Origin of the sequence: Leptothrix ochracea, assembly GCF_041083635.1 — a bacterium.
GTDB lineage: Bacteria > Pseudomonadota > Gammaproteobacteria > Burkholderiales > Burkholderiaceae_C > Sphaerotilus > Sphaerotilus ochraceus.
In genome coordinates, this window is sequence record NZ_JBFPHB010000010.1 from 39,299 (window position 1) to 51,566 (window position 12,268).

Sequence of the window (12,268 nt, forward strand, 5' to 3'; positions counted from 1 at the left end):
TCCACCTTGCTGCCACAATTCGCTTCAAGGAGATTGATTGCCCATGCCTACCTACTTCACCGTCGAAGATGTGATCGGCCACACCCCTTTGGTGCGCCTGCAACGCCTGCCGGGCTTGAACGGCGTGAACGCGTCCAGCGTCGTGCTGGGCAAGCTGGAGGGCAACAACCCGGCGGGTTCGGTCAAGGACCGCGCCGCCATCAGCATGATCCGGCGCGCCGAAGAACGCGGCGAGATCCACCCCGGCGACACACTGATCGAAGCCACCTCGGGCAACACCGGCATCGCCTTGGCCATGGCCGCCGCGGTGCGCGGCTACCGGCTGGTGCTGATCATGCCGGAGGACCTCTCGATTGAGCGTGCCCAAACGATGAAAGCCTTCGGCGCCGAGCTGATCCTGACGCCCAAGTCGGGTGGCATGGAATACGCCCGCGATCTGGCCGACACCATGGCCGCCGAAGGCAAGGGCCGGGTGCTGGATCAGTTTGCCAACAGCGACAACCCACGCATCCACTTTGAAACCACCGGCCCCGAGATCTGGCGCGACACCGATGGGCGCATCACCCACTTCGTCAGCGCCATGGGCACCACCGGCACCATCACCGGGGTGAGCCGTTACCTGAAAGAGCGCAACCCCAAGGTGCGTATCGTCGGTGTGCAGCCCTCGGAAGGCTCGCGCATCCCCGGCATCCGCAAGTGGCCCGTGGAATACCTACCGCGCATCTATGAACCGCAACGGGTCGATGAGCTGGTCTATGTGAGCCAGACCGATGCCGAAGAAACCGCCCGCCAGATGACCCGCACCGAAGGCATTTTTGCCGGCATCTCAGCCGGTGGTGCTTGCTGGGCCGCGATGCAGATCGCCCGACAGCAACCCAACGCCACGGTGGTGTTCATCGTCTGCGACCGAGGCGATCGCTACCTCTCGACCGGGGTCTTTCCGGCCTGAGGAGTGCGCCGAAGAGTTATATGAAAAGCGAGGATGCTTAGGACTTCATCGTCGTTGTCTTCATAAGCAGCGGTACGGACAATGCAGTCCTGTTCCGCTGCCCTCGGGTTCGACGGCTCCCTTCGTCGTGACCGCAAAGACCCCATGAATTTTCAGCAACTCCGCGCTGTGCGCGAAACCACCCGCTCCGGCTTCAACCTGACCGAAGTAGCGGGGGTGTTGCACACCTCGCAGCCCGGCATCAGTCGCCAGATCCGTGAGCTGGAAGAAGAACTCGGCATCGAGATTTTTGTGCGCGCCGGCAAACGCCTCACCGGCCTGACCCAACCGGGCGAAGCGGTGCTGCCCATCGTTGAGCGCCTGCTGCTTGACGCCGAGAACCTGAAGCGTGTGGGCGAAGATTTCACCGCCCAAGACAACGGGCGACTGTCGATTGCCGCCACCCACTCCCAAGCCCGCTACGCTCTGCCCGCTGTGGTGCGCGACTTCCGCCAGCTCTATCCCAAGGTCACACTGCACTTGCAGCAAGGCTCACCCAAGCAAGTGGCCGAGATGCTGCTCTCGGGCGAGGCGGACATCGGCGTGGCCACCGAAGCCTTGGCGCACTACGACGCCCTGATCGCCCTGCCCTGCTACCGCTGGACCCACAGCGTGGTGGTGCCACCTGGGCATGCCCTGCTCGACAGCCCCGAGCCGATCACCTTGGCGCAGTTGGCCGAGTACCCGCTCATCACCTATGAGCCCGGCTACACCGGCCGGGCACACATCGACGAGGCCTTCGCCAACGTCGGGCTCCAACCTGAAATCGTCTTGGGGGCGATGGACGCCGACGTGATCAAGACCTACGTCGAGTTGGGCTTGGGTGTGGGCATCGTCGCCTCCATGGCTTTTGACGCCGAACGCGACCGCACCTTGCGGGCGCTGGACGCCCGGCATCTGTTCGAGATCAACCTGACCCGCCTCGCCATCCGCCGTGGCACATGGCTGCGCGGTTATGTCTACGACTTCATCGCGTCGTTTGCGCCCACCTTGACCCGCTCGGTGGTGGAAGAAGCCCTAACATCCGTCCCCTAGGCCCCAACAAGGAGTCAGCGCCATGGATACCTCGGTCTTGCCCGGCCCACACGTCGTGCTCAACTTTTGGTTCAACGAGCTCCGCCCCCAGCAGTGGTGGTCCGCGTCCGAAGCCCTTGACCAAGACATCAAGGCGCGCTTCAAAGCCTTGCATGAGGCTGCACGGCAAGGTGAGCTGGACGATTGGCGCACTTCAGCCGAGGGTCGGTTGGCCGAAATCATCGTGCTGGATCAGTTCTCCCGCCAGATCTATCGCGGGCAGCCCGAAGCGTTTGCCTGTGACGCCATGGCGCTGACGCTGGCCCAAACAGCGGTGGCGCTCCACGCCGATGCTGAACTTGCTCTGGGGCAGCGCACGTTTCTCTACATGCCCTACATGCACAGTGAGTCGCGCCAGATCCACACCGTGGCCGTCAAGCTGTTCAGCGCACTGGGCGTGAGCAACAGCCTCGATTTCGAACTGCGCCACCAAGCGATCATCGACCGCTTTGGTCGCTTTCCACACCGCAACGCCATCCTCGGCCGCCCCTCGACAGCGGAAGAGCTGGCCTTCTTGCAAACGCCAGGGTCGTCGTTTTGATGAACGTTTGTGATCAGCGCTTCGTATAAACCTTGTCGAAGCTGCCGCCGTCGGCGAAGTGGGTCTTTTGCGCCTTGGTCCAGCCCCCAAAAACGTCGTCGATGGTGAACAAACTGATCTTGGGGAACTGCTTGGCGTACTTGGCAGCCGCCGCCGGCTCGATCGGGCGGTAGTAGTTCTGACCGGCGATGTCTTGGCCTTCGGGCGAATAGAGATATTCCAGATAGGCCTGAGCCACCGCACGGGTGCCGCGCTTATCCACCACCTTGTCCACCACCGCCACCGGTGGCTCGGCCAAGATCGACACGCTTGGGGCGACCACGTCAAATTTGTCCGGACCCAGCTCCTTGAGCGCCAAGAGGGCTTCGTTTTCCCACGCCAAAAGCACATCGCCCACGCCGCGCTCCACAAAGGTGGTGGTCGCGCCGCGTGCGCCGCTATCGAGCACCGGCACGTTGGCCAGCACCTTGGCGACAAAGTCCTGCGCCTTGACCTCCGAGCCGTATTTTTTGAGGGCATAGCCCCACGCGGCCAGATAGTTCCAGCGGGCACCGCCTGAGGTCTTGGGGTTGGGGGTGATGACCGCCACGCCCGGTTTGATCAGATCGTCCCAATCACGGATGCCCTTGGGATTGCCCTTGCGCACCAAAAACACGATGGTCGAGGTGTACGGCGCGCTGTTGTGCTTGAGGCGCTTTTGCCAGTCGGCGGGCAGCAGTTTGGCCCGCGCTGCCACTTCGTCGATGTCATACGCCAGCGCCAGCGTCACCACATCGGCGTCGAGGCCATCAATGACCGAACGCGCTTGCTTGCCCGAGCCGCCGTGCGACTGCTTGATCACCACGCTGTCGCCGGTCTTGGCTTTCCAATGGGCCGCAAACGCTTTGTTGATGCCCTGATAAAGCTCACGCGTCGGGTCATACGAGACATTAAGCAAGGTCAGATCCTTGGCCGCCAAGCCAAAGACGCTTGTGCCCAAAACCAAGGCCAGAAGGGTTGAACGGATGAAGGAGCATCGTGAAACAGACATACACATGGTGGGGCCACGTTTAGATTCTTGGCAGTCCCGAGGCATCAAACAGATCCTCGAACAGCACTGAACTGAGATAACGCTCGCCAGAATCTGGCAGCAACACCACGATGGTTTTGCCTTCGTGGTCGGGTTTGTGGGCCCAGCGCAGGGCAGCGGCCACGGCAGCACCGCTGGAAATGCCGGAAAGAATGCCCTCCTCCAACGCCAAACGGCGGGCAAAGGCGAACGCGTCGTCGTTGCTGACCGGTTCGATGGCATCGATCAACGACAGATCCAGCACCTGCGGCACAAAGCCCGCGCCAATGCCTTGGATCTTGTGCGGACCGGGGCGGAGGGTGTCGCCATTGCGGTACTGGGTCAGGACGGGGCTGGCACTGGGCTCCACCGCTACCGAGGTGATGGCTTTACCCCGGGTGTGCTTGAGGTAGCGCGACACGCCGGTGATGGTGCCGCCGGTGCCCACGCCGGCAACAAAAATATCGACCGCCCCATCGGTCGCATCCCAAATCTCAGGGCCGGTGGTGGCCTCGTGGATCGCAGGGTTGGCTGGATTTTTGAACTGTTGCAGCAGCACGTATTTGGGATCTGAAGCCGCGATGCTTTCGGCTTTGGCGATCGCACCACTCATGCCCTTGGCCCCTTCGGTCAGGACCAACTTGGCCCCGTAGGCCAGCAACAACTTGCGCCGCTCAAGACTCATGGTATCTGGCATGGTCAGCGTCAGCGGAATACCCCGTGCAGCGGCCACAAAGGCCAAAGCGATGCCCGTGTTGCCGCTGGTCGGCTCGACCAACTCCTTGCCCGGCCCCAGCAGACCGCGCTTTTCTGCGTCCCAGATCAGGGCAGCACCGATACGACATTTGACCGAATACGCCGGATTGCGCCCCTCGATCTTGGCCAGCACCGTCGCTTTGGCCCCTTGGGTGATGCGATGGAGCCGAACCAACGGGGTGTGACCGATGGACAGCGAGTTGTCTTCAAACCAAGTACTCATCAACGTCTCTCTTGCGTCTTAAAACTCAACCATGCGCATCAGCGTAACGACGGTTCCCATCAAGCGGAACGAATGATTCCGACGTTGGTTATGCGGAAAGCGTCGATACCCCCTCACCTGCGCGTTGAGGCGTGGCCCGGATAAGCAAGCGCGAAATGCTTCCTTGTTCAGGGCCCTTGGCGCGATTTATCGTCCATCCCATGTGCCAACTCTTCGCCATGAACAGCAACCGGCCGATGACCGTTCAGGCCGCTTTGCGGACCTTCACCGCGCGCGGTGGTCGCACGGGTGAACATGTGGACGGCTGGGGCATGGCCTTCCACGACGGTGAGGGCTGCCGCCTTTTCATCGATCCCCAACGGGCGGCGGATTCGGCGTTGGCCGATTTCCTCTGCCTCTACCCCATCCAAGCCACCACCGTGCTGGCCCATGTGCGCAAGGCCACGCATGGCATTCCGGCCCCGGTGAACTGCCACCCGTTCCAGCGCGAGTGGCGCGGCCGACGCTGGTCGTTTTGCCACAACGGCAAGCTGCTTGACTTTGCCCCCGCCCTGTCCGGTGACTACGTCCCGGTGGGTCAGACCGACAGCGAATACGCTTTTTGCTGGTTGATGGAACAACTGCGCCGCCAGCTCAAGGCCCAAGCCGAACCGCATTGGCAAGACATTGCCACCCTCTTGGCCGAGTTGGCCAGCCAGATCGGTCGCCATGGTGAATTCAATCTGACCTTCACCGATGGTCAGGCGCTCTACACCTTGTGTGCCACCCGCTTGACCTGGACACAACACACACAGCACCACGGCCGAGACACCCCCCGAATGGTGCAAATCGCCACCGAACCCCTCGGCGGCGCGCATCCCTGGCACAGCTTTGTGCCCGGCGAGATGAAGGTGTTTGTGCGAGGTGAGGAAGTCTGGTCACATCAAATTCAATCACAGCCAATCACATCACGGGCTGTTCATGCTCTTGCTGCTTGATCCGCCTATGCTCGGCGTGTTTGCACCTGCCGTTCAGAACCTCACCCATGACATTCGCCCCGCTCCCGGAACCTTCCCCAGCACTGCTGGTCGCCTGCCTGTGCGCGGGTTGGTGCCGTACCTGCGACAGTTACCGCCAAACCTTCGACGATTTGGGGCGTGAATTCGCGGCCCAAGCACGCTTTGTCTGGCTGGATGTGGAAGACGATGACGAAGCGCTGGGTCGCATCGATGTGGTCAATTTCCCCACCTTGCTGATTGCCCACGGTCTGGACGCCCGCTTCTTCGGTCCGGTCACACCCCACGCTCAAACCGCCCGCCAACTCATCCAGCGCGGTCTGCAAGGCAGCTTGGGTCTTATCGATGACGCCGCTGTCAAAACGCTGCTGGGCACATTCATGCCATGAACACCATGAGTCTGGTCTCTTTCACCCTGATCTTGGCCGGTGTGCTGCTCAACGCGGTGGCGCAGTTGCTGATGAAAGCCGGCACGCAGGTGGTGGGCGCGTTTGCGTTCAGCGCAGCCAACATCGTGCCCATCGGCTGGAAGTTGCTGACGCAGCCCACCATCCTCACGGCGCTGGGCTGCTATGGCTTGAGCGTGGTCCTCTGGATCTTGGCCCTGAGCCGCGTGCCCGTCAGCATCGCCTACCCCATGCTCTCGCTGGGCTACGTGGTCAACGCCTTGGCGGCGTGGTGGTGGTTGGGTGAGTCCCTGAACCCGACCAAGATCGCTGGCATCAGCCTCATTTTGATCGGCGTGGGCGTGGTCTCAAGGGCTTGAACCACGGCGGGATCAGAGCGCGAGGAAGTGCTCGCGGTAATAGATCAGCTCATCGATCGATTCTTGAATGTCGGCCAAAGCGGTGTGGGCTTGGCGCTTCTTGAAGCCGTCCATGATGCTGGGCTTCCAGCGGCGCGCCAGCTCTTTGAGGGTGCTGACATCCAAGTTGCGGTAGTGAAAAAAGGCTTCGAGCTGCGGCATGTAGTTGGCCATGAAGCGCCGGTCTTGGCAGATGGTGTTGCCGCACATCGGCGAGGTGCGTGTCGGCACGTAGGCTTGCAGAAACGCCAGCAGTTGCGCTTGGGCGGCCGCTTCGTCAAGGGTCGAAGCCTTGACGCGATCGATCAAACCGCTCTTGCCGTGGGTGCCCTTGTTCCAAGCGTCCATGCCATCGAGCACGGCGTCCGACTGATGGACGGCGATCACCGGGCCTTCAACGCGCACGTTGAGTTGAGCGTCGGTCACGACCACCGCCACTTCGATGATGCGGTCGGTTTGCGGGTTGAGCCCGGTCATCTCCATATCGACCCAGATCAGGTTCTGGTCGTTGCGGGCAAGCAAGATCTCTTGGTTCATGGTGTTCTCTCCGATACCAATGGCTAAAGCGGCGGCGATTCTCCCAGACCGCCCGCCATCGGCGAGAATCGCGCCCCTATGAGCGCCTTGTTTTTCACCCTTGCTTTCGCGGTGGCCTTGGCCACGGTCCTTGTGCTGCGCATGATGCTGGTCACGCGCCAGATCCGCCACGTGGCCAAACATCGTGGGGCGGTGCCGCCCGACTTTGTCGGTGCGGTGAGTTTGGCAGCGCATCAGAAGGCAGCCGACTACACCATCGCCCGCCAGCGCTTTGATCTGCTGACCGCCGCTTGGAGCGCCATGGTGCTGGTAGGCTGGACCCTGCTGGGCGGGTTGGACGCGCTCAATGTGTCGCTGCGGGAGGTGCTGCAACCACGCTGGGGCGAGCTGGCCTACGAGGTGGGTTTGATCGCAGCGGTAAGCGCCATCGGTGGGCTGCTGGATCTGCCCTTTGAAGCGTGGCGCACCTTCAAGCTGGAACAACGCTTCGGCTTCAACCGCAGCACCCCGGCGCTGTGGTGGCGCGATCAGCTCGTGCAAAGCCTTGTGGGCATGGTGATCGGCCTGCCCTTGGCCGCACTGGTGCTGTGGCTCATGGCGTCGATGGGGACCCTGTGGTGGCTCTGGGCTTTTGCGGCGCTGGCGGCCTTTATCTTGCTGATGCAGGGCCTCTACCCCACCGTGATCGCACCGCTGTTCAACAAGTTCACCCCGCTTGACGACCCGGAACTGAAACGCCGCGTGGAAGGCCTGATGCAGCGCTGCGGCTTTCGCGCCCAAGGCTTTTACGTCATGGACGGCAGCCGCCGCTCCGCCCATGCCAACGCTTATTTCACCGGCTTTGGGCCCGTCAAACGGGTGGTGTTTTTTGACACCTTGCTCAAGCGCCTCACACCCAGCGAGGTCGAAGCGGTACTGGCGCACGAGCTGGGGCACTTCCACCACCGCCATGTGCAGCAGCGCATGGTCACGATGCTCGGCCTGTGGCTGGGCACGCTGGCACTGATCGGCTGGCTGATGGATCAACCCAATTTCTACCTCGGCTTGGGCGTGGTGCCCAACATGGTGGCCCCGAATCACGCCGTGGCCCTGTTGCTGATGATGATGGTCGGGCCGGTGTTCAGTTTCTTGCTCGGGCCGCTGATGTCGGCCGCTTCGCGCCGCCATGAATATCAGGCCGATGCCTACGCCGGCCAGCAAAGCAACCGGGGCGATCTGGCCTCGGCACTGGTGAAACTCTTCGACGACAACGCTTCCACCCTGACCCCTGACCCCCTCTACGTGCGCTTTTATTACTCCCATCCCCCAGCCAGCGAACGACTCGCGGCCCTGGGTTTGCGGCGCTGATCCACCGCCACACCCCGAGGACGCCTTGATGTCAACTTCTCCTGAACTCCATACCGGCTTGGTTTTGGCAGGCCACGGCCGCCACTACTTGGTGGAAGCGCAAGACGGCAAGCACATTCGGTGCAGCCCGCGTGGCAAGAAAAGCGACTGCGTGGTCGGCGACCAAGTGCACTGGCGCTCCACCGATACGCGCGGTGAGGAAGGCGTGATCGAAGCCATCCTGCCACGCAAGAATTTGTTCTATCGCCAAGACGAATGGCGCACCAAATCCTTTGCCGCCAATCTGGACCACATCTTGGTGATGGTGGCGGCAGAACCCGTGTTCAGCGAGAGCCAACTCAGCCGCGCCTTGATCGCTGCCGGCCAAGCGCGCTTGGCCGTGACCATTTTGCTCAACAAGATCGACCTGCCCGAAGCGGCTGCGCTGGCGCGTGAACGCTTGGCGCCCTACAAGGCGATGGGCTACGACGTGATCGAGACCTCGCTGAAAGGCGCGGATATCGCACCGCTTGAGGCCAAGCTGGCCCAAGGGGCGACGTTGGTGCTGGGCCCGAGCGGCACGGGGAAAAGCACCTTGGTCAACCGGCTGCTGCCGCAGGCCGAAGCGATCGTGGGCGAGATTTCCACCGCGCTGAACTCGGGCCGCCACACCACCACACACACGCGCTGGTATTGGCTGAACCGCGATCAAGGCAGCGCCTTGCTCGACTCACCCGGTTTTCAAGAATTTGGTTTGCAGCACATTCCCCTGGCCGATTTGGCGGCGTGGATGCCCGATTTGCAGCGTCACGCCGAGCACTGCCGCTTCAGCAATTGCAGCCACGATCACGAACCGGGCTGCTCGGTGCTCGCCGCCTTGGAGCGCGGTGAGATCAGCCCCTCAAGGCACCGGATTTATCTGGAGCTGCGCCAAGAACTGCAACGCACCGTGTGGTGACAAAGAAGCTTTAGCCCAGCAAATTGGCCAGCGAGAGCTGTGCCAAGAGCAGAAGCCATAGCACCACCGAACGCCACACCAACCCCACCACCGAACGCAGATGGGCAAACTGCGGTGGGGCACCGGCGGTGCTGGACTGCTCATCATCCGGAGCAAGGGGTGCCGTGATGGGGTGCAAGGGCATCATGCCCGTGCTATGCGCCGGGGAGGCCTGAGCTTGCTGCGGGCGCTGCCCACCCAAGGCCACGCCACATGCGCCAGAAGCGGCTGCCAGCAACACGCCGACATTGCGATCGGCCCAAAGATTGGCGTATTGCCGCCAAGAGCCGACCGACTCCTCAAAATTACCTACCACAGCAAAACCAGCGGCAGTCAGGCGTACAGGCACAAAATCGATGATCTCGAAAAGCTGCACAAAACGACGCATCAAACGCTCGGACGTCGGTGCCGCTTCACGCGCTTGCTTGTGGCCCCAATAGCGCGAACCAAATTCAGCCATACGGTACAGCACCGCTCCAAGCGGTCCCAACCCACACGCTGAGCCCAAGACAAACCAGAAAAACACGCCAAAAACGTGTCGATGCGCGGCCAAAAGGGCATGCTCAATCACATGGCGCAGCAGTTCGGTACGGGGTAATTCACTGGCATCCAGATGACGCCAATCCCGCAACAACGCCCGGGCTTCATCCTCACGCCCTTGCTCCAAGGCATCACGGATATCGGTGAAGTAATGGCTGAACTGCCGAAAGCCCAAGGTGAAATACAGCACCACCAGATCCCAGCCCAAGGCCAGCACCACGCTGTAGTGATCGAGCAGCACGAAAATCATGCCGACCATCAGAGCCGGAGCGATCACCGTCACCGACCAAACCACCCACGCATGGCGCTCTCGACCAGCGTCGAAGTTCACGCCGGCCCAGCGTGCCCATGCGAGAAATCCTGCGTGCACCGGGTTGGCCAACTGCAAGGGTCGGATCTGCTCAACAATCAAAGCCAATAACACGGCGAGGAAGCTCATGGTGTGATGATACCGGGGCAATGTCGCTTAAAGGAGACAACCAAACCCTGCGTCTCAGGGGCTCTCAGGCGCGCAGGAAATGGTAAAGGTTACGCAGCATCCCTGCTGTCGCCCCCCAGATAAAGTGGCCCTGATCATTCGGCCAAGGCATGGAGAAGAAGCTGCGGCGAGCGCCTTGATCCTCAAAGCCGTGCTGCTGGTGATGCTCTGGCGCCATCAGAAACGACAGCGGCACTTCAAAGATCTCAGCGACCTCCTGAGGATCGGGTTGCCAGTGCAAAGGCGGGGTCACCAAGGCCACCACCGGAATGACGCGATACGCGGTGATCGTGGTGTAGCTCGGCAAACAACCGAGAACTTCCACGCGATCCGCCGACAAACCGACTTCTTCTTGGGCTTCGCGCAAGGCGGTCACCACCGCATCCGCATCCTCCGGCTCACTTCGCCCGCCCGGAAAACTGATCTGCCCGGCGTGATCACGCAAATGGGCGGTTCGCTGGGTGAGTAAAACGGTCAGGCCCTCGGGACGCAGCATCAAGGCGATCAACACCGCCGCTTGTGCCAACGGCCGATCTGGCAAGACGCGCCCATCCCCGTGAAGATTGGGCTGCCAAGCAAAAGTCTGTGCAAAACGCTCACGCAGCGCCTGTGGACGCAAACGTTCAGGCGGCACCGACGGTTGTCCCGCCCCCGTCGCGATGACGGGAATCAGGCGCGGATCACGGATCAAAGCAGGACGAGGCATGGAAAAAAACCGCCCGAAGGCGGTTTCATCAGCGGCTGAATCAAACGGATCAAGCCAGCTTTTCTTTGATACGTGCCGACTTACCGCTGCGTTCACGCAGGTAGTACAGCTTGGCACGACGCACATCACCGCGACGCTTGACTTCGATCGAAGCGATCAGCGGGCTGTACAGCGGGAAAGTCCGCTCAACGCCTTCGCCGCCAGAGATCTTGCGCACGATGAAGCTGCTGTTGAGGCCGCCATTGCGCTTGGCAATGACCACACCTTCGTAAGCCTGAACGCGCTTACGGGTGCCTTCAACCACGTTGACATTCACGATCACGGTGTCACCGGGAGCGAATGCGGGAATAGTCTTGTTCAGACGAGCGATTTCTTCTTGCTCAAGCTGACGAATCAGATCCATGGAAACTCCTAGGCGATCGTGGCGGCATCCAATGACACATTGACCCGCCAGAGGATCAAAACCGAGCATTATAAACCCAGCTTTGACAAGAGCTTCAGATCCTGCCGACTGAGCAAGCCTTCGCGTCGAGCCTTTTCCAGCAAATCAGGCCGGCGACGCGCGGTCGCCGTCAATTGCTGCTCACGACGCCAGCGGGCAATCTCAGCATGATGGCCGGACATAAGCACCGATGGCACACCTTCGCCCGCATGAACCTCTGGCCGGCTGTAGTGTGGACAATCCAGCAGCCCATCGGAGAAGCTGTCTTGCTGATGCGATTTTTCGTCATTCAGCACCCCAGGCATCAGCCGCGCCACGGCGTCCAAGAGCGTCAAGGCAGGCAGCTCACCGCCTGAGAGCACAAAGTCGCCCAAGCTGATTTCTTCCGTGACGTGTCGATCGACAAAACGCTGATCCAAGCCCTCATAGCGCCCGCAAATCAAGATAGCGCCCTCGGTGCTGCGACTGAAAGCCTGCACCCGCGCCTGCGTCAGCGGCCGGCCGGCGGGACTGAACAAGATAACGGGCGGCTGCGGAGTCGTTGACGGTGAGGCAGCAGCGATATCCGCCGCAGCGCGCGCCGCATGCACTGCGGCCAACGCACGCTCAAGCGGATCAATCAACATGACCATGCCAGGCCCACCGCCAAAAGGACGGTCATCAACACGGCGGTAAGCGTTGTCGGCAAAGTCGCGCAAACCCCAGAGATGTACATCGACTTGGCGCGATTCAAAGGCCCGGCGGGTGACACCGAGGCGCAAAGAGGGCTCAAAAAGCTCTGGAAAGAGCGTCAGGACATCGAAGCGCACGCA

General features: G+C 61.5%; 15 protein-coding genes. 8 read left to right on the plus strand and 7 right to left on the minus strand.

The window, feature by feature from the left end; all coding sequences use genetic code 11:
* The first annotated feature begins 43 nt into the window (after positions 1–43).
* From cysM to AB3X39_RS05095, 3 genes are all read left to right on the plus strand, one after another.
* Complete coding sequence (gene cysM, locus AB3X39_RS05085) at positions 44–949, plus strand: cysteine synthase CysM (RefSeq protein ID WP_369416282.1); 906 nt, start codon at positions 44–46, stop codon at positions 947–949.
* Between the two features lie 144 nt (positions 950–1,093).
* Positions 1,094–2,023 carry a CysB family HTH-type transcriptional regulator gene (locus AB3X39_RS05090; RefSeq protein ID WP_369416283.1) on the plus strand — a complete coding sequence of 310 codons (930 nt, stop codon included), beginning with the start codon at positions 1,094–1,096 and terminating at the stop codon, positions 2,021–2,023.
* 22 nt (positions 2,024–2,045) lie between these two features.
* Entirely contained in the window at positions 2,046–2,603 is a 558-nt protein-coding gene (locus tag AB3X39_RS05095; protein ID WP_369416284.1) for a DUF924 family protein, read from the plus strand.
* A gap of 13 nt (positions 2,604–2,616) precedes the next feature.
* On the opposite strand, the gene AB3X39_RS05100 is transcribed toward AB3X39_RS05095, so the two are convergent.
* A complete protein-coding gene (locus AB3X39_RS05100; RefSeq protein ID WP_043909847.1) occupies positions 2,617–3,633 on the minus strand; it encodes a sulfate ABC transporter substrate-binding protein in 1,017 nt (338 codons plus the stop codon).
* A 19-nt stretch (positions 3,634–3,652) separates the two neighbouring features.
* Positions 3,653–4,630, minus strand: coding sequence for a cysteine synthase A (cysK, locus tag AB3X39_RS05105; RefSeq protein WP_369416285.1), 978 nt, complete (start codon positions 4,628–4,630; stop codon positions 3,653–3,655).
* A 200-nt stretch (positions 4,631–4,830) separates the two neighbouring features.
* Here cysK and AB3X39_RS05110 point away from each other — a divergent pair, with 200 nt between their 5' ends.
* From AB3X39_RS05110 to AB3X39_RS05120, 3 genes are read left to right on the plus strand one after another with little or no spacing between them, the layout of a single operon-like run.
* Entirely contained in the window at positions 4,831–5,607 is a 777-nt protein-coding gene (locus AB3X39_RS05110; RefSeq protein WP_369416286.1) for a class II glutamine amidotransferase, read from the plus strand.
* A 47-nt stretch (positions 5,608–5,654) separates the two neighbouring features.
* A complete protein-coding gene (locus AB3X39_RS05115; protein WP_009453551.1) occupies positions 5,655–6,014 on the plus strand; it encodes a thioredoxin domain-containing protein in 360 nt (119 codons plus the stop codon).
* 5 nt (positions 6,015–6,019) lie between these two features.
* A complete protein-coding gene (locus tag AB3X39_RS05120) occupies positions 6,020–6,391 on the plus strand; it encodes an SMR family transporter (protein ID WP_043909853.1) in 372 nt (123 codons plus the stop codon).
* A 12-nt stretch (positions 6,392–6,403) separates the two neighbouring features.
* Here the strand turns inward: AB3X39_RS05120 and orn are convergent, their stop codons facing one another.
* Positions 6,404–6,967 (minus strand): oligoribonuclease, encoded by a 564-nt coding sequence (orn, locus tag AB3X39_RS05125; protein ID WP_369416287.1) that lies wholly within the window; start codon positions 6,965–6,967, stop codon positions 6,404–6,406.
* A gap of 78 nt (positions 6,968–7,045) precedes the next feature.
* Between orn and AB3X39_RS05130 the strand changes: the two genes are divergently transcribed.
* Together AB3X39_RS05130 and rsgA are read left to right on the plus strand one after the other, a co-directional pair.
* On the plus strand, positions 7,046–8,314 hold the full coding sequence (locus tag AB3X39_RS05130) for a M48 family metallopeptidase (protein WP_369416288.1): 1,269 nt from the start codon (positions 7,046–7,048) through the stop codon (positions 8,312–8,314).
* A gap of 28 nt (positions 8,315–8,342) precedes the next feature.
* Positions 8,343–9,251, plus strand: a complete 909-nt coding sequence (gene rsgA / locus AB3X39_RS05135) for a ribosome small subunit-dependent GTPase A (RefSeq protein WP_369416289.1) — start codon at positions 8,343–8,345, stop codon at positions 9,249–9,251.
* Between the two features lie 10 nt (positions 9,252–9,261).
* On the opposite strand, the gene AB3X39_RS05140 is transcribed toward rsgA, so the two are convergent.
* The 4 genes from AB3X39_RS05140 to trmD form a co-directional block, all read right to left on the minus strand.
* Complete coding sequence (locus tag AB3X39_RS05140; RefSeq protein ID WP_369416290.1) at positions 9,262–10,269, minus strand: CobD/CbiB family protein; 1,008 nt, start codon at positions 10,267–10,269, stop codon at positions 9,262–9,264.
* A gap of 64 nt (positions 10,270–10,333) precedes the next feature.
* Complete coding sequence (locus AB3X39_RS05145) at positions 10,334–11,014, minus strand: CoA pyrophosphatase (RefSeq protein ID WP_369416291.1); 681 nt, start codon at positions 11,012–11,014, stop codon at positions 10,334–10,336.
* A 49-nt stretch (positions 11,015–11,063) separates the two neighbouring features.
* Complete coding sequence (rplS, locus tag AB3X39_RS05150; RefSeq protein WP_009453627.1) at positions 11,064–11,417, minus strand: 50S ribosomal protein L19; 354 nt, start codon at positions 11,415–11,417, stop codon at positions 11,064–11,066.
* Positions 11,418–11,485: 68 nt separating this feature from the next.
* Positions 11,486–12,265 carry a tRNA (guanosine(37)-N1)-methyltransferase TrmD gene (gene trmD, locus AB3X39_RS05155; protein ID WP_369416292.1) on the minus strand — a complete coding sequence of 260 codons (780 nt, stop codon included), beginning with the start codon at positions 12,263–12,265 and terminating at the stop codon, positions 11,486–11,488.
* Positions 12,266–12,268 lie beyond the last annotated feature (3 nt).